Source organism: Streptomyces sp. NPDC002564 (assembly GCF_042889645.1).
Lineage (GTDB): Bacteria > Actinomycetota > Actinomycetes > Streptomycetales > Streptomycetaceae > Streptomyces.
Map to the genome: position 1 here is coordinate 47,602 of NZ_JBIARE010000006.1, position 22,617 is coordinate 70,218.

26 protein-coding genes are annotated in these 22,617 nt (G+C 71.5%); 17 read left to right on the forward strand and 9 right to left on the reverse strand.

All coding sequences use genetic code 11. The annotated features are described in order from the left end of the window. The first annotated feature begins 2 nt into the window (after positions 1-2). The 6 genes from ACFYXE_RS21835 to ACFYXE_RS21860 all read left to right on the forward strand — a co-directional run bounded on the left by ACFYXE_RS21835 (position 3) and on the right by ACFYXE_RS21860 (position 4,260). Positions 3-1,373 carry a hypothetical protein gene (locus ACFYXE_RS21835; protein ID WP_389314763.1) on the forward strand — a complete coding sequence of 457 codons (1,371 nt, stop codon included), beginning with the start codon at positions 3-5 and terminating at the stop codon, positions 1,371-1,373. Between the two features lie 136 nt (positions 1,374-1,509). Next, a complete protein-coding gene (locus ACFYXE_RS21840; protein ID WP_389314765.1) occupies positions 1,510-2,262 on the forward strand; it encodes a DUF2993 domain-containing protein in 753 nt (250 codons plus the stop codon). A 207-nt stretch (positions 2,263-2,469) separates the two neighbouring features. Next, a complete protein-coding gene (locus tag ACFYXE_RS21845; RefSeq protein WP_351007875.1) occupies positions 2,470-2,550 on the forward strand; it encodes a putative leader peptide in 81 nt (26 codons plus the stop codon). 167 nt (positions 2,551-2,717) lie between these two features. Then, the gene (locus ACFYXE_RS21850) at positions 2,718-3,563 is read left to right on the forward strand and encodes a sulfurtransferase (protein WP_389314767.1); all 846 of its coding nucleotides are present in this window, start codon (positions 2,718-2,720) and stop codon (positions 3,561-3,563) included. A 34-nt stretch (positions 3,564-3,597) separates the two neighbouring features. Beyond that, complete coding sequence (locus tag ACFYXE_RS21855; RefSeq protein WP_389314769.1) at positions 3,598-3,885, forward strand: DUF1416 domain-containing protein; 288 nt, start codon at positions 3,598-3,600, stop codon at positions 3,883-3,885. Positions 3,886-3,987: 102 nt separating this feature from the next. After that, positions 3,988-4,260, forward strand: coding sequence for a DUF3099 domain-containing protein (locus ACFYXE_RS21860; protein ID WP_361171261.1), 273 nt, complete (start codon positions 3,988-3,990; stop codon positions 4,258-4,260). Here ACFYXE_RS21860 and ACFYXE_RS21865 read toward each other — a convergent pair. Next, positions 4,254-4,616, reverse strand: a complete 363-nt coding sequence (locus ACFYXE_RS21865) for a DsrE family protein (protein WP_389314772.1) — start codon at positions 4,614-4,616, stop codon at positions 4,254-4,256. The genes ACFYXE_RS21860 and ACFYXE_RS21865 overlap by 7 nt on opposite strands. Positions 4,617-4,892: 276 nt before the next feature. On the opposite strand from ACFYXE_RS21865, the gene ACFYXE_RS21870 reads away from it, so the two are divergent. The 3 genes from ACFYXE_RS21870 to ACFYXE_RS21880 are packed head-to-tail and all read left to right on the forward strand — an operon-like array spanning position 4,893 to position 6,943. Next, positions 4,893-5,465 (forward strand): FABP family protein, encoded by a 573-nt coding sequence (locus ACFYXE_RS21870; protein WP_361171267.1) that lies wholly within the window; start codon positions 4,893-4,895, stop codon positions 5,463-5,465. 34 nt (positions 5,466-5,499) lie between these two features. After that, positions 5,500-5,943 (forward strand): transcriptional repressor, encoded by a 444-nt coding sequence (locus tag ACFYXE_RS21875; protein WP_361171270.1) that lies wholly within the window; start codon positions 5,500-5,502, stop codon positions 5,941-5,943. A 34-nt stretch (positions 5,944-5,977) separates the two neighbouring features. Continuing rightward, positions 5,978-6,943 (forward strand): folate-binding protein, encoded by a 966-nt coding sequence (locus ACFYXE_RS21880; protein WP_361171273.1) that lies wholly within the window; start codon positions 5,978-5,980, stop codon positions 6,941-6,943. Between the two features lie 86 nt (positions 6,944-7,029). Here the strand turns inward: ACFYXE_RS21880 and dtd are convergent, their stop codons facing one another. After that, the gene (gene dtd, locus ACFYXE_RS21885; protein ID WP_389314775.1) at positions 7,030-7,455 is read right to left on the reverse strand and encodes a D-aminoacyl-tRNA deacylase; all 426 of its coding nucleotides are present in this window, start codon (positions 7,453-7,455) and stop codon (positions 7,030-7,032) included. Positions 7,456-7,616: 161 nt separating this feature from the next. Between dtd and ACFYXE_RS21890 the strand changes: the two genes are divergently transcribed. Next, positions 7,617-8,225 (forward strand): ABC transporter substrate-binding protein, encoded by a 609-nt coding sequence (locus tag ACFYXE_RS21890; RefSeq protein WP_389314777.1) that lies wholly within the window; start codon positions 7,617-7,619, stop codon positions 8,223-8,225. 151 nt (positions 8,226-8,376) lie between these two features. On the opposite strand, the gene ACFYXE_RS21895 is transcribed toward ACFYXE_RS21890, so the two are convergent. Next, a complete protein-coding gene (locus tag ACFYXE_RS21895; RefSeq protein ID WP_055567178.1) occupies positions 8,377-8,562 on the reverse strand; it encodes a hypothetical protein in 186 nt (61 codons plus the stop codon). Between the two features lie 228 nt (positions 8,563-8,790). Between ACFYXE_RS21895 and ACFYXE_RS21900 the strand changes: the two genes are divergently transcribed. Further along, positions 8,791-9,702, forward strand: a complete 912-nt coding sequence (locus ACFYXE_RS21900; RefSeq protein WP_389314779.1) for a FadR/GntR family transcriptional regulator — start codon at positions 8,791-8,793, stop codon at positions 9,700-9,702. Positions 9,703-9,773: 71 nt separating this feature from the next. Here ACFYXE_RS21900 and ACFYXE_RS21905 read toward each other — a convergent pair whose 3' ends face one another. Then, positions 9,774-9,962, reverse strand: coding sequence for a hypothetical protein (locus ACFYXE_RS21905; protein WP_361171285.1), 189 nt, complete (start codon positions 9,960-9,962; stop codon positions 9,774-9,776). A 125-nt stretch (positions 9,963-10,087) separates the two neighbouring features. On the opposite strand from ACFYXE_RS21905, the gene ACFYXE_RS21910 reads away from it, so the two are divergent. From ACFYXE_RS21910 to ACFYXE_RS21920, 3 genes are all read left to right on the forward strand, one after another. After that, a complete protein-coding gene (locus ACFYXE_RS21910; RefSeq protein WP_389315517.1) occupies positions 10,088-11,005 on the forward strand; it encodes a winged helix-turn-helix domain-containing protein in 918 nt (305 codons plus the stop codon). After that, positions 11,006-11,767, forward strand: coding sequence for an HAD family hydrolase (locus tag ACFYXE_RS21915; protein WP_389314781.1), 762 nt, complete (start codon positions 11,006-11,008; stop codon positions 11,765-11,767). A 96-nt stretch (positions 11,768-11,863) separates the two neighbouring features. After that, positions 11,864-12,946 carry a phosphotransferase family protein gene (locus ACFYXE_RS21920; RefSeq protein WP_389314783.1) on the forward strand — a complete coding sequence of 361 codons (1,083 nt, stop codon included), beginning with the start codon at positions 11,864-11,866 and terminating at the stop codon, positions 12,944-12,946. Here ACFYXE_RS21920 and ACFYXE_RS21925 read toward each other — a convergent pair. Next, complete coding sequence (locus ACFYXE_RS21925) at positions 12,935-13,912, reverse strand: hypothetical protein (protein ID WP_389314785.1); 978 nt, start codon at positions 13,910-13,912, stop codon at positions 12,935-12,937. The two genes, ACFYXE_RS21920 and ACFYXE_RS21925, sit on opposite strands and share 12 nt — an antisense overlap. 62 nt (positions 13,913-13,974) lie before the next feature. Beyond that, positions 13,975-14,733: an HAD family hydrolase gene (locus ACFYXE_RS21930; RefSeq protein WP_389314787.1), complete on the reverse strand. Its 759-nt coding sequence runs from the start codon at positions 14,731-14,733 to the stop codon at positions 13,975-13,977. 255 nt (positions 14,734-14,988) lie between these two features. Between ACFYXE_RS21930 and ACFYXE_RS21935 the strand changes: the two genes are divergently transcribed. Further along, positions 14,989-16,062 (forward strand): phosphotransferase, encoded by a 1,074-nt coding sequence (locus ACFYXE_RS21935; protein WP_389314789.1) that lies wholly within the window; start codon positions 14,989-14,991, stop codon positions 16,060-16,062. Here ACFYXE_RS21935 and ACFYXE_RS21940 read toward each other — a convergent pair. Continuing rightward, positions 16,051-16,746, reverse strand: a complete 696-nt coding sequence (locus tag ACFYXE_RS21940) for a TetR/AcrR family transcriptional regulator (RefSeq protein WP_389314791.1) — start codon at positions 16,744-16,746, stop codon at positions 16,051-16,053. The genes ACFYXE_RS21935 and ACFYXE_RS21940 overlap by 12 nt on opposite strands. Positions 16,747-16,813: 67 nt before the next feature. On the opposite strand from ACFYXE_RS21940, the gene ACFYXE_RS21945 reads away from it, so the two are divergent. Next, a complete protein-coding gene (locus ACFYXE_RS21945) occupies positions 16,814-18,859 on the forward strand; it encodes a HelD family protein (protein WP_389314793.1) in 2,046 nt (681 codons plus the stop codon). A 47-nt stretch (positions 18,860-18,906) separates the two neighbouring features. Here ACFYXE_RS21945 and ACFYXE_RS21950 read toward each other — a convergent pair whose 3' ends face one another. Further along, a complete protein-coding gene (locus tag ACFYXE_RS21950; RefSeq protein ID WP_389314795.1) occupies positions 18,907-20,382 on the reverse strand; it encodes a peptidoglycan D,D-transpeptidase FtsI family protein in 1,476 nt (491 codons plus the stop codon). An 83-nt stretch (positions 20,383-20,465) separates the two neighbouring features. After that, positions 20,466-21,491 (reverse strand): NAD(P)-dependent oxidoreductase, encoded by a 1,026-nt coding sequence (locus tag ACFYXE_RS21955; RefSeq protein ID WP_389314798.1) that lies wholly within the window; start codon positions 21,489-21,491, stop codon positions 20,466-20,468. A gap of 111 nt (positions 21,492-21,602) precedes the next feature. On the opposite strand from ACFYXE_RS21955, the gene ACFYXE_RS21960 reads away from it, so the two are divergent. After that, positions 21,603-22,595 (forward strand): helix-turn-helix domain-containing protein, encoded by a 993-nt coding sequence (locus ACFYXE_RS21960; RefSeq protein WP_389314800.1) that lies wholly within the window; start codon positions 21,603-21,605, stop codon positions 22,593-22,595. The last annotated feature ends 22 nt before the right edge of the window (positions 22,596-22,617 follow it).

A 22,617-nucleotide genomic window follows, 5' to 3' on the forward strand; every position in this document is an offset into this window, starting at 1 on the left:
CCATGTCCAATCAGCCCTACGAGGGGTACGACGGGTACGAGGGGCACGACGGGTACGACGGGTATCCGCGGCAGTACCCCGGGCAGCAGCACCCGGGACAGCCGTACCCGGACCCGCAGCAGCCCCACCCGGACCAGCAGGCGTACGCGGACCAGCAGCAGGCCTACCGGGACCAGCAGGCGTACCAGCAGCAACAGCAGGCGTACCAACAGCAGCAACAGCAACAGCAGCAGCAGTACTACGCGGATCCCCAGCAGCAGTACGGGCAGCCGCCCCAGCAGCAGCCGTACGGACAGCAGCCGCACCAGCAGCCCCAGCCGTACTACGCCGAGCCGCAGCAGTACGCCCAGGACCCCTACGCCCAGCAGTGGGAGGGGCAGACCTGGGAGACCCAGGTGCAGCCGCCGGCCGCCGCGGTGGACGTGACCGAGACGGCGTACCTGCCCGCCCAGGGCGCGAACGCCGCGTACGGGCAGCCGCTGCCCCCCGAGGACGGCGACCCGGCGGCCGTCCCCGCGCCCGCCCCCGGCGACGGCGCGGGCCGGGCCGCCCCGGCCCCGGCCGAGGGCCCGGACGCCGCCTCCTACGGGCCCGCCACCACCACCGGCAACCCCCGCGTCACCGACGCCCAGCGGGCCCGCGCCGAAGGGCGGTCGCCGATCATAGAGCCGGGCATGCAGCCCGCCGCGCTGACCGCGCTCCTCGGACTGCTGCTCGCGGCGGGCGCCGCCGTCGGGCAGTACGCGCTGCTCGTGCCCCTGGTGCTGCTGCAGGCCGTGACGGCCGCGGGCTGGTTCCGGCTCAACGGCATGTGGCCCGCCCGGCAGGGCATCGCCCTCGCCTTCCTCGGCGGTGTCGTCGCCGACGCCGTGCTCCTCGGCGTCGGCAAGGAGCACGGCCCCGCCGCGATCCTCGGCACCCTCGGCGTGTGGGTGCTGTTCGTGCTGGTGCTGCAGCTGCGCAGCCACGCGGGCGCCGACGAGCGGATGTACGGCCTGATGGCCACGGTCACCTCCGCCGCGCTCGCGATCGTCGCGGCCGGGCACCTGGCGGCCGCCGCCGACGCCGTGACGGTGGGCGGCATCGCCGTCGCCGTGGCGATCCTCGCCCGCGCGCTGCCGCTGCCCACGCCCGCCTCCGTGGTCGTGGCGCTGCTCGCGGCCGCCGGTGCCGGGGTCGCGGTGGGCGGGACGACGGACTACGGCACCAAGGGGGCGCTGCTCGCGCTCGGCGCCGGTGCCTGCGCGCTGATCGGCCACCGGGTCGCCAGTTACGACTATCCGTCGCGGTTCGTGCACATGACGGCGGGCGTCGCCCTGCCGCTGGCCGCCGCGGCCCCGGTCGTCTACGTCCTCGGCCGGGCCATGGGCTGAGCCCCGCGCCCCGGCTGCCGACGGATCGTCACAGCTGATCGACAGGTCCCCGGCCGCACCCTGCGGCCGGGGACCTGTCCTTTAGGCTCGCGGCAAGGAACGTTGAGACGGGGGACAAGGTGGGGGAACTCCGGACATGAGCAAGCGAGCCGTACGCATACTTCTGATCGTCGTCGTGATCCTCGGCGGCCTGTTCGTGGCGGCCGACCGGCTCGCCGTGAACTTCGCCGAGGGCGAGGCGGCGGACAAGATGCGCACCAGCGAGGGGCTGAGCGAGACGCCCGACGTCTCCATCAAGGGCTTCCCGTTCCTCACCCAGGTCGCGGGCGGCGAGCTCGACGACGTGGAGGTCGGCATCAAGGACTACGACGCCAGGTCGGGGTCCGACTTCATCCGCATCGCCGATCTGCGGGCCCACATGAAGGGCGTGAAGTTCTCCGGCGACTACAGCTCGGCGACCGCGGCGACCGCCACGGGCACCGCGCGGGTCACGTACGACGAGCTCCTGAAGGCCGGCAAGTCCGAGCCCGTCGAGCTGCCGCTCGGCGCCACCGGCAAGGTCGTCGGCCTCTCCGACGGCGGCAACGGCAAGATCAAGGTCGAGGTCGAGGTGAGCAAGGGCGGCGCGAAGCTCCCCAAGCCCGTCCACGTGCTCAGCTCGGTCCGCGTCGAGGGCGACACGATCAAGGTGCACGCCGACGAGATCCCCAAGAGCCTCGACGTCCTCGGCGTTTCCATCCCGCTCCCCGAGGGCATGGCCCGCGACGTCACCGACTTCCAGCAGAAGATCGACGAGCTGCCGGCCGGCATCAAGCTGGAGAAGGTCCAGGCGGCCCCCGACGGCGTCGACATGACGGTCACCGGCTCCCAGGTGCGCCTGGCGGGCTGAAACACCCCCTTCCGGGGCCTTCCGGGGCGCTGCGTCCGCAGTACGAGACGAAGGCGTCCGGCGGGCGGATGTGACGGGGGCGACAGCAGGCCCGGGGCCCCGCCGGGGCGGTCCCGGGCTTCAACGATTCCCGCATCGTGGACGATCGTGTCTCACCATGCGGAGCGCCGGTGACACGGCAGCCCCTCCGTCCTTACGATCGGACGCATGCAACGACAGGCGGACCTCACGAAGCGGCGGGCAGTGGACCTGTGCCGCGTCGCCGCCATGCTCTGTCGCACCTTCTGACGAGGGCCTCACCCCTCGTTCCCCGGCCGTCGACGCCCATCCGACGGCCACCCCGCGCCGTACGTACGCCACCCGTGCCTCCCCGCACCGAAACGGCCCGTACCCGGCGCGCCCCTCGTGCACCGCAGCACAGCCGCACCGCCGCAACTGCCCCGGAGGAGAAAAGCATGAGCCGCAGCGACGTCCTGGTAGACGCCGACTGGGTCGAGGCCCACATCGAGGACCCGAAGGTCGTCATCGTCGAGGTCGACGAGGACACCTCCGCGTACGACAAGAACCACATCAAGAACGCGATCCGGATCGACTGGACCAAGGACCTCCAGGACCCGGTCCGCCGTGACTTCATCGACCAGGAGGGCTTCGAGAAGCTCCTCTCGGCCAAGGGCATCGCCAACGACTCCACCGTCGTCCTCTACGGCGGCAACAACAACTGGTTCGCCTCGTACGCGTTCTGGTACTTCAAGCTCTACGGCCACCAGGACGTGAAGCTCCTCGACGGCGGCCGCAAGAAGTGGGAGCTCGACTCCCGCGACCTGGTCGACGGCGCCGCGGTCCCCGCCCGCCCCGCCACCGACTACAAGGCCAAGGCCCAGGACACCTCGATCCGCGCCTTCCGCGACGACGTGGTCTCCGCGATCGGCACGCAGAACCTGGTCGACGTGCGCTCGCCCGACGAGTTCAGCGGCAAGCTGCTCGCCCCGGCGCACCTCCCGCAGGAGCAGTCGCAGCGCCCCGGCCACGTGCCGAGCGCCCGCAACATCCCCTGGTCGAAGAACGCCAACGACGACGGCACCTTCAAGTCCGACGACGAGCTCAAGGCGCTCTACGAGGACGAGCAGGTCGACCTCGCCAAGGACACCATCGCCTACTGCCGCATCGGTGAGCGTTCGGCCCTGACCTGGTTCGTCCTGCACGAGCTGCTCGGCCAGACCAACGTCAAGAACTACGACGGCTCCTGGACCGAGTACGGCTCGCTGGTCGGCGTGCCGATCGAGCTCGGCGCCAACAAGTAGCACCGCCCGACCTTTCTTTCCCCGAGGAGTACGTATGTGTGGAGCAAAGGCCGGCGGCCCCGAGGCTTCGACGATCAAGCCCGGTGAGACCACGATCCAGGGCCAGGTGACCCGCGACGGCGAGCCCGTCACCGGTTACGTGCGCCTGCTCGACTCGACCGGCGAGTTCACCGCGGAGGTCCCGACCTCGGCGACCGGACAGTTCCGCTTCTACGCCGCAGAGGGCACGTGGACCGTGCGCGCGCTGATCCCCGGCGGAACGGCCGACCGCACGGTCGTCGCCCGGACCGGCGGGCTCGCGGAGGTCGCGATCGCGGTCTGAGCACCGCCGCGCGACGCACGGCCGGAGGGCCGCACCCCAGGGGGTTGGACGCCACTGGAACGGGGTGCGGCCCTCCGGTCCGTTCCGTCCTACGCTGGACGTATGTACGCACGAAGGCGCCACTGGTACTTCGCCATGATGGGCACGTGCATCGCACTGTTCGTCCTGGCGTGGGGCGTCGTGCGGCTCTGGTCGATCCCCGTCGCCGTCGGCATGTGCGTCGTGGCGATGGTGATCCCGCCGCTCGCCGCGATCGTCGCCAACCGGCGCGGCCCCGAGGACCGCTGGTGGGACGACCCCAGCGGGGACGCGAAGTCCGACGAGTGGTGGGACGAGCTGGACGGCAAGCGGCGCCGGCGCCCCGGCGGTCAGTAGACGAGCGCCTGGACGCCGTCCGTCATGGCCTCCTGCACGAAGACCTGCGCCCCGGCGATCCGCACGCCCTCGATGACGTCCTTCTCCGTGATGTCACGGCGGGCCGCGCACTGCGTGCACAGGGTGAGCCGGCCGCCCGCCACGATCGAGTCGATCAGGTCGGGCAGCGGAGCCGCGTGCGGCAGATCGAACTCCGCGGCCCGGCCCGGCAGCGCGAACCACGCCGATTCACCCGTCAGCCACAGGGACACCTCCACCCCGCTGGCCACGGCCACCGCCGCCACCGTGAAGGCCTGCGAGCAGCGCTCGGGGGCGTCGGCCCCGGCGGTCACCTTGATCACGAGCTTCTTCGCCATGGCCGCATCGTAGGCCCGCGCCCGCCCGGCCCGTGCCCCGAGGGGCCGACCTCACAGAGAGGGACGGGCGCGGCCCGACTACAGTGGGACCGGCTCTGATACCTGCCCCACCGCTCACCGAGGAGCACCCCGTGCTTGAGGCCTTCTTCTCCGCCCTGCTGGTTCTCGTCTGCGTCGGCGTTCTCGCCTTCGCCGGGCTGACCGTGAAGAAGCTGTACCAGGGCCAGCGCTGACGAGACCCCCCACCGCCACCTCCACAGATCGCCTGAGCTTCCCATGATCGAGATTCCGTCCGACCTGAACCCCGACCTCGTCCCCCTCGCCTTCCTCCTCGGCAACTGGGCGGGCGCGGGCGTCACCGACTTCCCCGGCGCCGAGAAGGCGAATTTCGGCCAGGAGGTCTCCTTCACGCACGACGGGCGGGACTTCATCGAGTACCGCTCGTACACCTGGGTGCTCGACGCCGAGGGCAACAAGGTCAAGCCCCTGGAGTCCGAGTCCGGTTTCTGGCGCATCGACAAGGACCGCAAGGTCGAGGTCGTGATGGTCCGCGACGACGGTGTCGTCGAGGTCTGGTACGGCGAGCTGGCCGACCAGAAGCCGCAGATCGACCTGGTCACGGACGCCGTGGCGCGCACCGCCGCCTCCGGCCCCTACACCGGCGGCAAGCGCCTGTACGGCTACGTGAAGGGCGACCTGATGTGGGTCGGCGAGAAGCAGACCCCCGAGGTGCCGCTGCGCCCCTACATGTCGGCCCAGCTGAAGAAGGTCGTCTCCCCCGAGGACGTCGCCGCCATGGCGCGCAACCTCGGTGACCTGCCCGACGACGGCATCGCCTTCTTCAAGTAGGCCCGTTCCCCCGAAGTCGTCCTAGACTTCTGCTGTGGCGAGCACCGAGTCCGACTCCGACTGGAAGAGCGACCTGCGTCAGCGCGGTTACCGGCTGACGCCCCAGCGTCAGCTCGTCCTCGAAGCCGTCGACACCCTGGAACACGCGACCCCCGACGACATCCTCTGCGAAGTGCGCAAGACGGCGTCGGGGGTCAACATCTCCACGGTCTACCGCACCCTGGAGCTGCTGGAGGAGCTGAAGCTCGTCTCGCACGCCCACCTCGGGCACGGCGCGCCGACGTACCACCTGGCGGACCGGCACCACCACATCCACCTGGTGTGCCGGGACTGCACGGACGTCATCGAGGCCGACACGGAGGTCGCGGCGGAGTTCACCGGCAAGCTGCGCGAGACCTTCGGCTTCGACACCGACCTGAAGCACTTCGCGATCTTCGGGCAGTGCCGGAAGTGCCGCCGGAACGCCGCCCAGAAATAAAAGCGGCGCCCCGCTGGTCGTAGTCTTTGTGAACATGAAGAGCCCCCTGTTGTCCCTGCCCGGCGCCGTCCCCGCCGAGGGCGTGGACGAAGGCGTCGCCGCCCACTACGGCGAACTGTTCCGTGAGCAGCGCGCCCTCGCCGACGGCACCGGATTCGTCGACCTCTCGCACCGCGGCGTGCTCACCGTCACCGGCCCGGACCGGCTGAGCTGGCTGCACCTGCTCATCACCCAGCACGTCAGCGAGCTGCCCACCGGCCGGGCCACCGAGGCCCTCGTCCTCTCCGCCAACGGCCACATCGAGCACGCGCTGTACCTCGTCGACGACGGCGAGACGGTCTGGGTGCACGTCGAGCCCGGCTCCCAGGGCGCGCTCATCGCGTACCTGGAGAGCATGAAGTTCTTCTACCGGGTCGAGGTCGCCGACCGCACCGACGAGATCGCCGTCGTCCACCTGCCGGCCGGTTCCATCGCGCCGGTCCCGGACGGCGTCGTCGTCCGCGAGACGGCGCACGGCCGCGACCTGTTCCTGCCGCGCACCGACCTGGAGACGTACGCCGTCGAGAACGCCCCGGCGGCCGGACTCCTCGCGTACGAGGCGCTGCGCGTGGAGGCCCACCGGCCGCGCCTCGGCTTCGAGACCGACCACCGCACCATCCCGCACGAGCTGGGCTGGATCGGCACGGCCGTGCACCTGCAGAAGGGCTGCTACCGCGGCCAGGAGACCGTCGCCCGGGTCCAGAACCTCGGCAAGCCCCCGCGCCGCCTGGTCTTCCTGCACCTGGACGGCAGCGAGGTGCACCTGCCGGTGCCGGGCACGCCGCTGCACCTGGCGAGCGAGGGCGCCGAGGGCCGCAAGCTGGGCTTCGTCACCACGGCCGTACGCCACCACGAGCTCGGGCCGATCGCGCTCGGGCTCATCAAGCGGAACGTACCGCTGGACGCGGAGCTGGTGGCGGGGGACACCGCGGCGGCGCAGGAAGTGGTGGTCGAGCCCTAGGGGCCGGACCGGGTCGGGCCGGATCTGGCCGGGTCGTTCCGGATCTGGCCGGGTCGTTCCGGATCTGGCCGCCCGGCCCGTGCGGCTCACATGTCGAGCAGCACGGTGAACGGGCCGTCGTTCGTCAGGCCGACCCGCATCTGGGCGCCGAAGCGGCCCGTCGCCACCGTCGCGCCGAGGGCGCGCAGCCGCGCCACCACCTCGTCGACCAGGGGTTCGGCCACGTCCCCTGGGGCCGCCGCGTTCCACGTGGGGCGGCGGCCCTTGCGGGCGTCGCCGTAGAGCGTGAACTGGCTGATGACCAGGAGCGGCGCGTCGATGTCGCTGCACGACCGCTCGTCGGCCAGCATCCGCAACGACCAGAGCTTGCGGGCCAGTTGGGCCGCCTTCTCCTTGGTGTCGTCGTGCGTGACGCCCACCAGGACGCACAGGCCCTCGCCGTCGATCGCGCCGACCGTCTCGCCGTCCACGACGACGCTCGCGCCGTCGACCCTCTGCACCACAGCTCGCATGCGGCCATCATGCCGTGCCGCGCACGGCGCCCGGGAACCGGTCCCGATCCCCCCATCCGGGGCCGATTCCGGGCACTCGTTCACATAGCGGCCACTCGGGGTGGCACGATGCTCACACGCGGTGCACCGCGTCGGCCGGTCGAGGGGACGGGTAGAGGCAGATGAGCACACCTAGTACGGGGCAGTCGCCCGGGCGTATCTCGCTGCGGCGCACGCCGGTTCCACGCCCGCCGGCCCAGCGCACCGGCGGACGCCTGCTGCCCGACGTGCCCGAGCACGACCTGGCCGCGCTGCGGCTGCCCGAGCTCCGTGAGCTGCGCAGGTCCGCCCAGCAGGACGAGGCCGACCTCAGCTATGTGCGGCGTCTGCTGCAGGGGCGCATCGACATCCTGCGCGCCGAGATCGCGCGGCGCACGGAGCCGCACCCGACGGCGCCCGAGCCGCAGGCGACCGTGGTGGCCCGGCTCTCCGAGATCCTCACGGACGCCCCCGCCCGCCACCGCTCCTCGGCCCGGCACGTCACGCTCGGCACCCCGCACGGCGAGGAGTACCGCCTGCTGGCCACCGAGATGCTCGCCGAGGTGGAGCTCTCCGACCTGGCGGCGCGCACCGACGACGAGCTGCACACGGCCATGGGCCGCCTGGTGCGCTACGAACAGCAGGTGTCGCGGCGCCGCCAGCTGCTGCAGCGGACGGCGGACGACTGCAGCGCGGAGATCGCGCGACGCTACCGGGTGGGGGAGGCGCAGGTCGACGACCTGCTGACGTGAGGTGGCGTGCCCGTGCGGGGCGCCGCGGTGGGCGCAGGCGAGCCCCGGCCCCCCGTAGCCGGGGCCGGGGCTCGCTTCTGCAACGGCTGGCCGGACTCCCGGCTCCCCTCCGGATGGGAGCCCGGCCGGCCGGGCAGGGCGGGTCGGGGCGTCAGCCCGACTGAGCGAGGAGCAGGACGAGCAGTCCGGCTCCGACGCCGCTGAGTTTCACGTTCTTGGCCTTGATGCCGACCGTCAGCAGGACGAAGGCGACGATGCCGAGCGGGCCGTACTTCCACTGGACGAGCTGCTCGAAGCCGATGGCGAGGGCGGCGACGACGATGGCGATGAGCGGCATGACGGTCCCTCCTTCGGGATCGGGGCGGCGGACCCCGTTCGGTCGATGACCAACCGGCTGCCGGGAAGCGGTGCTTCGCGGCGGGGCCGACGGCTGGTGGCCAACCCCGGGAGGGTCTGACCATGTCGCCGAAGTTGGCCACCAACTTCAACTGAGTTATCTCCGCCTGGAGACGACTCATAACCACCTTTCCTGCAACTCCCGTAAGATGGCGCGAAGTTGTACTGTTTGGTTGTGACCACCGAACACGCCGCAGTCGACGGGCGCAAGCGAACGCAGCGGTCCCACCGCGACGTTGCCGACGTGCTGCGCGACCGGATCAGCTCCGGCTCGCTGCGGCCGGGACAGCGCATGCCGACCCAGGCCGAGCTGGCCGACGAGTTCGGTGTGGAGCGCGGTGCCGTGCGGGAAGCGCTGCGCATCCTGCACCGGGAGCATCTGCTGTCCAATGTGTCCAAGGGCAGTCCGGCCACGGTCGCGGAGCCCTCGGAGCGCACGCCCGCGGGTCCGGGCGCGGCGCGCCCGCAGCCCACGATGGTCGGTCTGGCCCCACGCATCGCGGCAGCCTTCGACGTCCCGCACGTAGAGATAGACGCCCTGTGCCTGACGTCCATCTCCCTCACCATGGCCATCGGCGAACCGCTGCGGCAGATCCACGCGGGGCGGCGGAAACCGGCCAAGGTCGACGTGCGGGTGCTGCTGCCGAGCCGGGACATCGACCTGGCCTTCCCCGCGGCGGTCGACGGCGGGGACGACGAGGGCGGCCGGGTGCACCGGCGCTGGCTGGAGCAGCGCAACGCGCAGGGGCAGGTGCTGCGGCACAACCTCCTCGCGCTGCGGGCCTCGCACGGCATCGACGTGTCCGTGCAGTTCCGCGCGCTGCCGTTCACGCCGCCGGTGAAGCTCTACCTGATCAACGGCGCGGAGGCGCTCTTCGCCTACTACACGCTCACCAAGCGGGACGAGGAGATCGGCAAGGAGTCCCTGGAGATGTACGACGCGCAGGGCACGCAGTCGATGCTCTTTCCGTTCCAGCAGGGGGACGGGCTGCGGGACACGACGTTCGTGGAGCAGTCGCACCTGTGGTTCAACGCGCTCTGGAACACGATCAGTCAGGATCTGGAGCTGGCGGCGGGCTAGGGAGCCGGGTGGCCCCCGGGCCGGCCGCCGCCCGGGCCGTTCACCGGCGCGCCGTCAGGACGCCGGACCCGTCAGGACGCCGGACCCGTCACCATCAGGGCGAGGACGACGGCGCCGATGGAGCTGCACGTGGGGTTGCGCGCCTTGACACCCACGGTCAGCAGAAGGAGTCCGACGATGCCCATCGGTCCGTACTTCCACTGCACGAGCTGCTCGACGCTGACGGCGACCACGGCTGCGAGGAGGGCTATGGCGGGCATGGTGGTTCCTCCTTCTGCCATCTTGAGTCAGTTGGCAACCAACTCTGCTTAGGTTGTCCCCACTTGGTCGGCCCGGATAAACAACTTCCCCGCAACTGCCGTGAGATGGCGCTGAGTTGTATCGTCTGGTCGTGACCCAGGAGAACGTGGCAGTGAACGGCAGTGGAAAACTCTCACCCCAGGACATCGCCGACACGCTCCGCGACCGGATCAGGGCGGGCGAGCTCAAAGCGGGAGAACGCCTGCCGACCCAGGCCGAGCTGGCCGAGGAGTTCGGCGTCGAGCGCGGGACCGTACGCCAGGCGATGAAGAAGCTCCAGAGCGAGGGCCTCCTGTCCAACGTCAGCAAGGGCAGCCCGCCCCGGGTCGCCGCCGCGGCGGCAGCGCCACCGGCGGCGGCGAGCCCGGTCCCCCAGCCCTCGATGGTGGCCCTGGCCCCCCGCCTGTCCGAGGCCTTCGCGCAGCCGCACGTGACGATCGACGTCGTGTCCTACACCGCGGAGACCCTGATGGTCGCGCTGGGCGAGCCGGTCCGCCTCATCCACGAGGGGCGGCTGCGGCCGGAGTCCATCACGGTGCGGATCCTGCTGCCGAGCAGCGAGATCGATCTGGCGTTTCCGGTGCCGGTGGAACCGGGCGCGGTCAGCAGGGACCGGATCCACCACCGCTGGCTCGCCCAGCGCAACGCCCAGGGCCAGGTGATGCGCCACAATCTCCTGGCGCTGCGTTCCTCGCACGGGATCGACGTCCGGGTCACCTTCCGCGCCCTGCCCTTCACCACGCCGGTCAAGCTGTACCTGTTCAACGGCCTGGAGGCGCTGCTCGCCTACTACACGCTCGCGGCGGGCCCGGTGCAGATGGACGCCCCGGGAGAGCCCGAGAACGAGATGGTGGACCTCTACGACGTCGGGGGGACGCAGGCGCTGCTGTTCTCGTTCGTGAAGGGAACGCCGGCCTCCCGCGACACCGTGTTCGTGGAGGAGTCGCAGAAGTGGTTCGACGCACTCTGGGCAACCATCACCTCGGACCTGACACTCTCTTAAATGACCCCAGATTCGACGCAGTCTGACGCAACACGTGGCGAGCAGGAGCAAGATGCGATCGCTTCCCTACGTGAAGTGATCGCACCTGTTCGTTTCGTCCTCTTCGACTTCGACGGTCCCATCTGCCGGCTCTTCGCGAGGCTCAAGGCGGAACAGGTGGCGCAGAACCAGGTCCGGTGGCTCGCTGAGCGTGGGCTGCACGGCCTCCTCACCTCTGGGGAACGCGAGGCCCAGGACCCCTACGTCGTGCTGCAGGCCGTCAACCGGCGCCACCCGGACAGTGACCTCGTCGGTGAGCTGGAAGAGCGCTTCACGCAGGACGAGCTGGAGGCGGCCCGTACGGCGTGGCCCACGCCGTACGCCGACCCGCTCATCCGCACCTGGCAGGCCGTGGGCGCCCGGCTGGCGATCACGTCGAACAACTCGGCCCGCGCGGTGTCCCGTTACCTCGACTCGCGCGGTCTCCTGGGCTGCTTCGCCCCTCACCTCTACGGCCGCACCCGGGATCTCCAACTGCTGAAGCCGGACCCGTACTGCATCAACCGGGCGCTGCGCGCCATGGGAGCCGACCCGCAGGTCACCCTGATGGTCGGCGACGCGCCGTCGGACTGCGAGGCGGCCAGGCGGGCGGGTGTCCAGTTCCTGGGGTACGCGCGCAACGACTCCAAGGAGAGCAGGCTGCGCGGGGCGGGGGCCGAGTACGTCGTCAGCTCCTTGGGTGCGGTGCTGGAGATCCTCCGTGACGGGCGGCAGCGGGCGTGATCGGTATCCGCGCAGAAACCAAGCATTTTCGTAAGATCTGTCCAAGTAGCCGAATACGTGCCGCAACAGAGGGATAGGCGACTAGCCTGCGCCCTCATGTCATCCCCCCTGCCGCGCAAAGCCCCTGCGATTCTGGCCCGCCGTCTGAGGTCCGTGCTCCGTCACGGCCCCGGCGGTGAACGGGCTGCCGGGCACCACAACAGCAACTACGTCGTACGCCTCGGCCGGCCGCTGGCGCTGCTCCTGGGCAACCCGCGGTTCGGCGCGCACGCCAAGTTCCGCACGCCGCTGCCGGGGGCGCAGGTCTGCCCGCGGGCCTGGCCCCGCGAGTCCGACATCCTCGGCGCGGTCGCGCGCCACCTGCCGGAAGTCCCCCGCTGCCTGGTGGACTTCGGCACCTCGGCCCTGCACGAGTACCGGCCCGGCCGGACCCTCGCGGCGGTGGCCCCCTACGGGCCCGTGGGGTACGAACTCCTTCAGGAGTTCGCGGACTTCTTCGCGAGGGTGGCCGGTATCCCCGCCGACGACCTGCCTCCGCTGCCCGGCGGCTGGCCCGCGTCCGGCGACAGCACCGGCTTCCTGCGCCGGCTCGCGGACTGGACGGAGCACCGGGTGCGGCGCCCGCACCGGGAGCGGTTCGGGGCGCTTCTCGATGCGCTCGGGGTTCCGGAGGACGCCATGGAGCGCGTGAAGCTGCGGCACGGCGCGCTCGTGCCGCGCCCGTTCTGCCTGCTCCACACCGACGTCCACCGCGGGAACGTGATCCTGGGGGATCAGGACATCGCGGTGATCGACTGGGAGCTGGCGCTGTACGGCGATCCGCTGCACGATCTGGCCACTCACCTCGTCCGCATGGAGTACGACGACGCCGACCGGGACCAGATGGTGAAGCTCTGGGCCGAGGCGATGCACGCCGCGGGCCGGGGGGAGCTGACGGAGGGGCTCGTGGACGACCTGCCCGCCTACCTGGACCTCGAGTACGCGCAGTCGGTCTTCGCCGACGTCATGCGGGCCGCCCTCGGCCTGCCGGGGACGCCGGGCGACACCGAGCTCTCGGCTGCCGCCTGGCGCGTGTGCAGGGCCGTGGGGCTCGCCGCGGGACCGCTGGGCCTCGACGCGGTCCCGGACGTGGAACAGGCGATGGACGCGCTGCGGGACTGGCAGGCGTCAGGTCGCTGAGCCGGTTCCGCGGGGCGCCTGCCAGACGGGGTCGGTGATCACGGGCACGGTGGGCTTCACCGTCTCCAGGACGTCCCACAGGTTCTGGAACCAGGCCATGTGGTAATTCGCCACCTGACGGGTCGACTTGGTGCGCGAGCGGACGTTCCAGCCGATGTAGCGGGCGTCCCCGTGCTTGATGCCGAACCCGGCGGCGTCCAGGATCTCGTGCTCGGCGCCGCCCCGGGAGAAGGTGCTCCGCATGATCCCGTACGTTCCGTAGATGGCCCGTTCCTCGTTGAGGATGTAGAGCTTCGACTGGGGGCCGTGCGGCGACTCGCGCACCTCGCACTCGATGTCGACGCGGGGATTGCGGCGGCGGATGTCGTCGAGCAGGGAACGCAGGCTCTCCCAGTACTTGAGGGTGAAGTCCTCCCGCATGCGCTCGCGGTTCACCGGGGAGTCCGTGAAGGTGACGTCCCCGCTCCCGCCGGGCACCGCGGCCAGGGCGCCCGGCAGGTTCATCGGCGAGTTCAGGTGCGCCACGATGATGTGCAGGGTGAGCCGTTTGGGGCGCAGTGAGCCGTCGGCGACCTCGATGAGACGGTCCCGGATGACGTCGTGCAGCGTCTGCATGGTGAACCCGGAGAAGTAGATCCGGACGTGCCGGGCCTCGAAGGCCTCCTCGGCGGGTGCGCCGAGCTCGCCCAGGGTGCCGTACACGTCGACACCGGACACCTCCCGGTCGGAGGAGTCGCTGATCGCGCCGAAGAGGATGAGGGCGACGACCGCGGCGAACGAGCCGCCGAGGAACTGCTGCCCCTTGAGGGCGTCACCGACGGGTTCGACGAGCTCCGCCGCCACGCCGAGCGCGGCCGTGGCGCCCAGGACCCCTTTGACGATGCCGGACTTCATGTCCGACAGCCGTTGCTTCAGCTGGGCCAGCGCCGACTGTTGACCGTGGCCTCGCGGACCGCGTGTGGGCAACCCGAGCCTCCCCCAGGTAGATCCGCACCATCATGGCTCGGACAACTCCTGGGCACCAGAGGTCAGTTGGGGTCACTCGCCGCGCTCGCGGCGCGCGCGACCGGTTCGAGCGAGGTGCCCGCCCAGTCGGCACCCCGGCGCCGCATGGCCTCGGCGACGGCGTCGGTGCGCGCGTACCCGAGGAAGGGCATGCCGACGGCCCGGGCCGCCGTGAGGTCGGTGAGCTGGTCGCCGACCAGCAGGCAGTCCCGCGCGGGCAGTGCGAGATGCCGCAGGGCCCGCCGCACGCAGTCGGGGTCGGGCTTCATGTGGCGCAGTTCGCGCGGGTCGCGGCCGAAGACGCCCTCGAACAGTTGCGCGAGGCTCGTGCGTTCCAGGTACGCCGTCACGGGCCCGGCGGCGTTGTTGCTCACGATGACGAGGCGCCTGCCCCGTCCGTCGAGGCCCGACAGGAGCGAGGCGATGTGCTCCTCCGGGAGGGCGCGGGCGGCCGCCCGGTACTCGTGGTCGGTCACGATGCCCTCGGCCAGTTCGAGCACCTTCTGGTCGCCGGGCGCCGGCTTCGCGGCGGAGAAGACCTCGGTCCGCAGGAGCTGGAGCAGGCCGTGCGAGTCGGTGGAGTCCCGGACGGCGGGCGGCAGGGTCACGCCGTGCTCCACGAGCAGACTCTTGATCTCCTCGGCCACGGGGGCCGTCGGATAGCCCCGGAAGAGCCGGGTGACCGGTCCGTCGAAGTCGAACAGGACGGCGCGGGCGTCCCTGAGGAGACCGGCCAGGACGTCCCGGCCGGTGGAGCCGTCTGAGGTCCTGTGGGAAGTCATCTCAGCAAGTGTGGACCACGGTTGGTCGTTCGGCCACTTTCGGAGGCCGCCCGCCGCGCGGGGATTTACTCGCACGGGCGAGCGCAGATTCGCTCATGCGTGGCGCGGTTCCTGTCACTTGAGTGAGAACGTGCTTGAGGCTCGAGGGCGCACCCGTATTCTTTCTCCCCTCCTCCATCATCGGATCAGTCCCAGGGTGAAAGACGGACAATGACATCCGAATCGACTTTGTCTGCCCGGGAACGTGCCGCTCTGGTGAGTGGCGGAGAGCGGGCCCTGTACGGCCCGCTCAAGGGTTACCACCACGAGACGTACGTCTTTCCGCTGCCCGGCGAGCCGGGGGCCCCCGGGCGGACCCGCTGGAAGTGCCGGGAGCCCCGGCGCAACCTCTTCTGGTTCGACCGGCGTTGCTTCCGCTCGGAGGAGGACCTGGTGCGCGCCCTGTCCGGGCACATCACCCGGATTCCGGATGTCATCGACGTCGGCGAATTCGGGCTGCAGAAGTTCATCGAGGGCCGCACGCTCGGCTCGCGCTTCTCATTCAGCGACGTCATTCCCGATCGGCTGATCGACCAGATCGTCGAGCTGTTCGAGGAATTGTCCGCGATCGACCCCGAAAAGCTTTCCGTGGAACGCAGCTGTGTTCCGGAGGACCGGCCCTCCGACGGCGACACCGCGGGTTTCCTCGAGCGGCTGATCTGCTTCACCGAGAAGCAGGTCTACGAGCGCAACGCGCACCGGTTCGGCGGGCTCTTCCAGGCGCTCGGTGTCGGGGAAGGTGCCTTCTCGCACTTGAGAAGAAACGTCCCGGGCATGGCGGCGAGACCCTTCGGGCTGCTCCACGGCGATCTGCACCGGGAGAACTTCATCGTCGACCCCCAGGACCGGCTCTGGACCATCGACTGGGAGCTGGCCATGGTCGGGGATCCGCTGTACGACCTGGCCACTCACCTCTATCTGATGCGGTACCGGCCGGACCAGGCGGACGAGGTGACGCGACGCTGGTGCCAGGCGGTCGAACAGGTGCGACCCGGCAGCTCCCGGGGGTGGGAGGAGGATCTGCCCCGCCTCCTGGCGTACAAGAAGGCGCAGTCGGTGTTCACCGACGTCATCCGCGCAGCCCTGGCCGTCGACGCCCGGTCGGCGGCGCTGTCCTGGTGGCCCCTGATCCACGCGGGGCGAAAGGTCCAGGCCGTGCTGGCCCGGGCCCGTGAGGCCCTGGAGCTGGAGCACGTGCCGACCCACTGGCAGGTCATGGAGGCCCTGAGGAAGTGGGCCCGCAAGGATGCGGCCCGCGAACGTCGCGAGGCGGATCCCTCACGCCCCTGACGCGTACCGCCCCACCCCCGACCGCAACTGCGCGAACGCGTCCTGCGCCGCTCGCACCGCGTCCGCGTGGACCTCCGTGAGGGGGGTGCCGGCCGCGACGCGGCGCCAGTTCTCCTCGGCGAGGATGCGCTGGACGGCGATGATCTGGCCCGCGGCCAGGCGGGCCTGGAGCGGGGGGCCGCCGTGGGCGGTCGTCAGGGCCGCGGCCAGGGCCTGTTCGGAGCGGTCCTGGTAGCCGTAGAGGCGGGCCACCAGGGACGGGGTGCCGTAGAGGAGGCGGTGGAAGGCCAGGACGCCGGGGGCGTCGTTGAGGCCGGTGACCGGGTCGCATCGCTCCAGCCCCGCCAGGAAGTGCGCGTGCAGCGCGTCCAGCGCGGTGGTGTCCGCCGGGCGGGCCGCGACCACCCGGGCCGCCTCGTCCTCGTGGTCGGCGAAGCGGTGCAGGACCAGGTCCTCCTTCGAGGCGAAGTAGCGGAACAGGGTCGGCTTGGAGACCTCCGCCGCCTCCGCGACCTGCGCGACGGACACCTTCTCGAAGCCGTGCGCCAGGAACAGCGCGATCGCCGTCTCGGAGATCTCCGCGTACCTGCGCTGCTTCTTGCGTTCGCGCAGGCCCCCGGCGGGTGCGTCGGGTGCATCGGGTGCGTCGGGTGCATCAGGCGGGGTGGGTGCGGTGGGTTTCATGACGGCAGTCTAACCCTTGCTCGATACTCGGTAACAAATTTAACTCGGTTACATTATGGTGGTGCGCATGACGACCCCCGCACCCGATGCCCTCGCCCAGGAACGCAGCTATCACGACGCCTGCCGCGCCGCCCTCGCCGCCATGGTCGAGGGCGCCGAGGAGCGCGTCGTCGGCGGCGCGGACGTCTCCGCGTCCGGCGCGGACGCCGAAGTGCTCGGCTACCGGTTCCGCAGCCACGCCAAGGCCCTGCGCGAACTGCCCCGGGCCCCGCTGTTCTTCGGCCGGCTGGACTTCGTCGCCGACGGCGCCGCGGCCGGCGACCACCGCGGGCAGCGCTACCACGTGGGACGGCTGCGCGTCACCGAGGACCCCGCCGCCCCGCCCCTGGTCGTCGACTGGCGCGCCCCCGTCTCCCGCGCCTTCTACCAGGCGGGCGCCCGCGACCCGCAGGGCGTCGCCGTCCGCCGCCGGTTCGGCTGGGCGCCGGGCAGCACGGGCGACTCCGCCGACCTCACCGGCATGGAGGACGAACACCTGGCGGAGGGCGGCGACCCCGGCGCCGGGCCGCGGGCGAGCCGCATCGTGGCGGGGGAGATCGAGCGGCCCCGCGTCGGCCCGATGCGCGACATCGCCGCCACCATCCAGCCCGAGCAGGACGACCTGGTCCGCGGTGAACTCACCGCCTCCCTCTGCGTGCAGGGCGCCCCCGGCACCGGCAAGACCGCCGTCGGCCTGCACCGCGCCGCGTACCTCCTCTACACCCACCCCCGGCGCGTCCAGCGCTCCGGACTCCTCATCCTCGGGCCCAACCGCACCTTCCTGCGCTACATCGCCGAGGTGCTGCCCTCCCTCGGCGAGACCGGCGTACGCCAGTCCACCGTCCAGGACGAGATCGGCCGGCACCCCGTGCGGGCCCAGGACGGCACGGCCGCCGCCGCCGTCAAGCACGACGCCCGGATGGCCGAGGTGCTGCGCCGCGCCCTGTACGCGCACGTCGTACCGCCCGCCGACGACCTCGCCGTGCCGGACGGCTCGTACCGCTGGCGGGTGCCGCTCGGCGAGCTCGCGGGGATCATCGCGGACGTGCGGCGCGAGGAACCGCCGTACGCCGTCGGGCGCGAGCGGGTGCGCAGCCGGGCCGTGCGCGCCGTCCAGGAGCGGGCCGAGCGGCGGGCCGGGCCGCGGAGCAGCGCCTGGCTGCAGAGGATCTCCCGGTCCCGGTCCGTCGCCGCCTTCGTCGACGCGGCCTGGCCCCGGGTCCGCGCCGAGGAACTCCTCGCCGCCCTGTTCACCGACGCCGACGCCCTCGCCGCGGCGGCCGACGGCATCCTCGACGCCGGCGAACAGCGCGCCCTGCGCTGGGACAGGCCCCCGCGCTCGTACAAGTCCGCGCGGTGGACCGCCGCCGACCTCGTCCTCATCGACGAGATCGAGGGGCTGACGGAGCGGCCCGCCGGGTACGGGCACATCGTCGTCGACGAGGCGCAGGACCTCTCGCCCATGGAGTGCCGGGCCATCGCGCGCCGCGCCGGTTTCGGCTCGCTGACCGTGCTCGGCGACCTCGCACAGGCCACCACTCCCTGGGCCGCCCGCAGTTGGCCCGAACTCCTGGCCCACCTGGGCAAGCCGGACGCCGCGGTGACGCCCCTGACCACCGGCTTCCGTGTGCCGCGCGCGATCGTCGGGCTCACCAACCGGCTCCTCGCCCTCCTCGACGTCGACGTGCCGCCCGCCCGTTCGCTGCGCGCCGACGGGGAGTTGACCGTCCGGCGGACGTCCGACGCGGTGTCCGCCGCCGTGGCCGCGGTCCGGGACGGGCTCGGCCGGGAGGGCTCGATCGGCGTGATCGCGGCCGACGCCGACGTGGCACGGCTGCGCGCGGCCCTGGACGGTGCGGGCATCGCGGCCGCGGGGCCCGACGAACCCGGCGCGCGCGTCACCGTGCTGCCCGCCTCCGTCGCCAAGGGCCTGGAGTACGACCACGTGATCGCCGTCGAACCTGCGGCCGTCGTGGAGGCCGAGGAGCGCGGCCTGCACCGTCTGTACGTGGTGCTCACCCGGGCCGTCTCCCGCCTCGACGTGCTGCACAGCAGGCCGCTGCCCTGGGAGTAGCCCTCCCGGGCGAGGCCTCAGCGCTCCGGGCCTCAGCGCTCCGGGCCTCAGCGCTCCAGGACCGCCTCCATGACCGCCTTCGCGATCGGCGCGCCGAGCTTGCCGCCCGCGATCTCCGAACGCGGGATGTTCATGTTCGACGGGTCGACGAAGACCGCCACCGCGACCGGCGCGTCACCGTCCTCGTTCTTGGCGTAGGAGACGAACCAGGCGTACGGGCGCTCGTCGTTGACGTCCGCGCCGTGCTGGGCGGTGCCGGTCTTGCCGCCGACCGTGACGCCGTCGATCCGGGCCTTGTTCGCGGTGCCCTTCTCGACGGTGTTCTCCATCATCTCCTGCACCGTCCTCGCGGTCTTCTCCGAGACCGCCTGGTCGAGCTCGTGCGGCTCGCCCTTCTCGATCGTCGACAGGTCGGGTCCGCGCAACTCCTCGACCAGGTACGGCTTCATGACCTTGCCGTCGTTGGCGAGCCCCGCCGTGACCATCGCCATCTGCAGCGGCGTGCTGGTCAGGCTGCCCTGGCCCATGCCGGTCAGCGCGGTCTGCGGCTTGTCGAGCTTCTCGGGATAACTGCTGGCGACGGCCCGCACGGGGATGAACTGCTCCTCGTTGAATCCGAACTTCTCCGCCGTCTCGCGCATCCTGTCCTTGCCGACCTTCAGCGCGATGTCCAGGAAGACGTTGTTGCAGGACCACTGCATGCCGGTCTTCACCGACACCTTGTCGCAGTTGGCGTCGGGCACGTCGTTGCCGATGCGGGTGGAGCTGAGCGGGAGCTTGTACGGGGTCTCGGCGTCCGTGCGCTCGTCGATGTCCGTCACCACGCCGTGCTCCAGCGCGGCCGCCGCGGTGAGGATCTTGAAGGTCGAGCCCGGCGGATAGCTCTCGCGCAGCGCGCGGTTGTTCAGCGGCTTGTCCTTGCGCTCGCCGAGCGCCTTGAACTTCCTGCTCTCGGCGAGCGAGATGCCCGCGAAGACCGAGGGGTCGTACGAGGGCGTGCTGGCCAGCGCGAGCACCTTGCCGGAGCGCGGGTCGAGGGCGACGACCGCGCCCTTCGCGTCCAGGTTCACCAGCCCCTCGTAGGCGGCCTTCTGCGCCTTGGGGTCGATGGTCGTGACGACGTCGCCGCCCTGGCGCTTCTCGCCGGTCAGCATGTCCAGGGTGCGCTTGATGAACAGGCGGTCGTCGTTGCCGCTGAGGATGCCGTTGTGGACGCCCTCCAGGAAGGTGCTGCCCTGGGCCTGCGAGAAGTAGCCCGTGATCGGCGCGTACATCGGACCCTGCTTGAAGGTCCGCTTGTACTTGAAGTCCGTGCCGGAGGTCTCCTTCGAGCCGGTGATGGACTTGCCCCCGACGATGATGTCCCCGCGCGGGTGGGAGAAGGCCTCGATCTGCACGCGGCGGTTCTTCTTGTGGTTCGACAGCTCGTCGTTCTCCGCGAACTGCACCCAGTTCGCGCGCAACAGCAGCGCGAGCGTGAGCAGTCCGCAGAAGAGGGCTATGTGCCGCAGCGGTCGGTTCATCGGGTGGCTCCCCCCGGGGCCGGCGAAACGTTGGGCCCCATCTTCGCCGAGGCCGCACCGGAACGGGGGGAGAACACGGTGATCTACCGCACGGCGGCCGTGCCCCGCAGCACCTCGATGACGCTCGCGTAGCTGTCGGACCCGTGGCCCGCGGCGGCGGCGCTCTCCATGGCCGATCTCAGCAGCTCGGGCAGGGAGGTGTCGATGCCGCGCGCGTGCGCCGCGTGGATGAGGTGCCCGATCGCCGTGATCTGTACGTCGACGGTGGCGTCGTCGCCCGGATAGCGTCCGGCGTCCACCTGCGGCGCGTACGTGGTGAGGAAGCCGGAGACCGCGCCGGTCAGCCAGCGCAGCGCGACCCGGGTGAAGTCGGCGGCCGACGTACCGCCGGAGGTCACCAGGGCGGTGCCGTGCAGCCAGCCGGTGAACGTCGCCCACATCAGGCCGAGCAGCGCCGAGTCGTACAGCGAGGCGAGGCCCGGCGCCGCGCCCAGGTGGATCGGGTCGCCGAGCGCGGCGAGGGCGGCGCGGTGCGCCCCGAAGACCGGCTCCGGGCCGCTGTACAGGAACATCATCGCGGGGCTGCCGACGCCGGGCGGGGTCGTCATGATGCCGCCGTCGAGGTAGTCGGCGCCGTGCGCGGCGGCCCACGCCGCCATCGCGTCGGCCTGCTCCGGACTGCCCGAGGTGAGATTGACGAGGGTCTTCCCGGCGAGGCCGCCCGCCTCGGCGAGCGGGTCGAGGACGGTGTGCAGTGCGTCGTAGTCGAGGACGCAGGCGATGACGAGTCCGCTCGCGGCGAGGGCCTCCGCAGGCGTCGCGGCCACCTGCGCGCCGAGACCGGCGAGCGGTCCTGCCTTCGCCGGGGAGCGGTTCCAGACGGTGGTGGGGTGCCCGTGGTCCAGGAAGGCGGTGGCGAGGGCGGAACCCATGAGGCCGAGGCCGATGACGGTGACGGGGGCGGGGGTTGGGGCGGGGTCGGTTGTTCTCTTGCGGGTGGTCGTCTCCGGGCGGGTGGCCGTCTCCGGGCGGGGAGTGCTGTGCTGTGCGGGCTCTGCGCGCTGTGCGGACTCTGCGTGCTGTGCGTGCTGTGCGGGCTCTGCGTTCATGAGGAGCACGCTCGCAGGGCGCCGCCGCGCCCGACAGTGGCACCGGTGACGGTGATCACCAAATTCCTGCCAGCCCGTCGCGGGGCGCCCCCGCCTCGTACGCTCTCGATCATGAGCGCTGGTTCCGTGGCGGTGATCGTCGCCGACGAGATGGGGATCCCCTCCTGGGATCTGTACGAACTGAGCATCCCCTGCACGGTGTTCGGGGTGCCGCAGCCCGACCTGTCCGATCACTGGTACGACCTCCGCGTCTGCTCGGCGGGCGACGGGGACGCGCCCGGGGGCCCCTTCGGGATCACGCTGCGCACCCCCTACGGCCTCGAAGGGCTGGCCGGTGCCGACACCGTCGTCGTGACCTCGGTGCCGGACGCGTGCCTGGAGGAGGGCAGGCCGCTCGCGCCCGGCCTCACCGACGCGCTGCGCCGGGCCCACGACGCGGGCGCCCGGATGGTCTCGCTCTGCACCGGGGCCTTCGCGCTCGCCGAGGCGGGCCTCCTCGACGGCCGCAGGGCCACCGCCCACTGGCAGCACACCGCCCAACTGGCCGCCCGCCACCCGGAGGTGACCGTCGACGACTCCGTCCTCTACGTGGACGACGGCGACATCCTGACCAGTGCCGGGCTGACCGCGGGCCTCGACCTGTGCCTGCATCTGGTCCGCCGCGACCTCGGCGCGCACGTCGCCAACCAGCTGGCCCGCCGCATGGTGGTGCCCGCCCACCGGCCGGGCGGGCAGGCCCAGTTCATCGACCTGTCCGTACCGGAGAGCGACGACGCGGGCCTCGCTCCCGTCCTGGACTGGGCCCGCGCGCACCTGGACCGGCCGCTGACCGTCGAGGAGCTGGCGCGCCGCGCGGCGATGAGCCCGCGCACCTTCTACCGCAGGCTCCGGGCGGCCACCGGTACGACACCGCTGCGGTGGCTGCTCAACCAGCGGCTCGCCCGCGCCCAGAGCCTCCTGGAGACCACCGACCTGTCCGTCGAGAAGGTGGGCGAGCTCAGCGGTCTGGGCACGGCGAACAACCTGCGCCACCACTTCCTGCGGCAGATCGGGGTGTCGCCCGGCGACTACCGGCGGTCGTTCTTCGCCTGCCGGGCGGCCTGAGCGCGCCCCGGTCCCGTGCCCC

What these genes read in the sequence shown, in the direction of transcription:
- ACFYXE_RS21835 (WP_389314763.1), top strand. Translation starts at nt 3, where the DNA reads ATGTCCAATCAGCCCTACGAGGGGTACGACGGGTACGAGGGGCACGAC.
- ACFYXE_RS21840 (WP_389314765.1), top strand. Translation starts at nt 1,510, where the DNA reads ATGAGCAAGCGAGCCGTACGCATACTTCTGATCGTCGTCGTGATCCTC.
- ACFYXE_RS21845 (WP_351007875.1), top strand. Translation starts at nt 2,470, where the DNA reads ATGCAACGACAGGCGGACCTCACGAAGCGGCGGGCAGTGGACCTGTGC.
- ACFYXE_RS21850 (WP_389314767.1), top strand. Translation starts at nt 2,718, where the DNA reads ATGAGCCGCAGCGACGTCCTGGTAGACGCCGACTGGGTCGAGGCCCAC.
- ACFYXE_RS21855 (WP_389314769.1), top strand. Translation starts at nt 3,598, where the DNA reads ATGTGTGGAGCAAAGGCCGGCGGCCCCGAGGCTTCGACGATCAAGCCC.
- ACFYXE_RS21860 (WP_361171261.1), top strand. Translation starts at nt 3,988, where the DNA reads ATGTACGCACGAAGGCGCCACTGGTACTTCGCCATGATGGGCACGTGC.
- ACFYXE_RS21865 (WP_389314772.1), bottom strand. Translation starts at nt 4,616, where the DNA reads ATGGCGAAGAAGCTCGTGATCAAGGTGACCGCCGGGGCCGACGCCCCC.
- ACFYXE_RS21870 (WP_361171267.1), top strand. Translation starts at nt 4,893, where the DNA reads ATGATCGAGATTCCGTCCGACCTGAACCCCGACCTCGTCCCCCTCGCC.
- ACFYXE_RS21880 (WP_361171273.1), top strand. Translation starts at nt 5,978, where the DNA reads ATGAAGAGCCCCCTGTTGTCCCTGCCCGGCGCCGTCCCCGCCGAGGGC.
- dtd (WP_389314775.1), bottom strand. Translation starts at nt 7,455, where the DNA reads ATGCGAGCTGTGGTGCAGAGGGTCGACGGCGCGAGCGTCGTCGTGGAC.
- ACFYXE_RS21890 (WP_389314777.1), top strand. Translation starts at nt 7,617, where the DNA reads ATGAGCACACCTAGTACGGGGCAGTCGCCCGGGCGTATCTCGCTGCGG.
- ACFYXE_RS21895 (WP_055567178.1), bottom strand. Translation starts at nt 8,562, where the DNA reads ATGCCGCTCATCGCCATCGTCGTCGCCGCCCTCGCCATCGGCTTCGAG.
- ACFYXE_RS21905 (WP_361171285.1), bottom strand. Translation starts at nt 9,962, where the DNA reads ATGCCCGCCATAGCCCTCCTCGCAGCCGTGGTCGCCGTCAGCGTCGAG.
- ACFYXE_RS21915 (WP_389314781.1), top strand. Translation starts at nt 11,006, where the DNA reads ATGACCCCAGATTCGACGCAGTCTGACGCAACACGTGGCGAGCAGGAG.
- ACFYXE_RS21920 (WP_389314783.1), top strand. Translation starts at nt 11,864, where the DNA reads ATGTCATCCCCCCTGCCGCGCAAAGCCCCTGCGATTCTGGCCCGCCGT.
- ACFYXE_RS21930 (WP_389314787.1), bottom strand. Translation starts at nt 14,733, where the DNA reads ATGACTTCCCACAGGACCTCAGACGGCTCCACCGGCCGGGACGTCCTG.
- ACFYXE_RS21940 (WP_389314791.1), bottom strand. Translation starts at nt 16,746, where the DNA reads ATGAAACCCACCGCACCCACCCCGCCTGATGCACCCGACGCACCCGAT.
- ACFYXE_RS21945 (WP_389314793.1), top strand. Translation starts at nt 16,814, where the DNA reads ATGACGACCCCCGCACCCGATGCCCTCGCCCAGGAACGCAGCTATCAC.
- ACFYXE_RS21950 (WP_389314795.1), bottom strand. Translation starts at nt 20,382, where the DNA reads ATGAACCGACCGCTGCGGCACATAGCCCTCTTCTGCGGACTGCTCACG.
- ACFYXE_RS21955 (WP_389314798.1), bottom strand. Translation starts at nt 21,491, where the DNA reads ATGAACGCAGAGCCCGCACAGCACGCACAGCACGCAGAGTCCGCACAG.
- ACFYXE_RS21960 (WP_389314800.1), top strand. Translation starts at nt 21,603, where the DNA reads ATGAGCGCTGGTTCCGTGGCGGTGATCGTCGCCGACGAGATGGGGATC.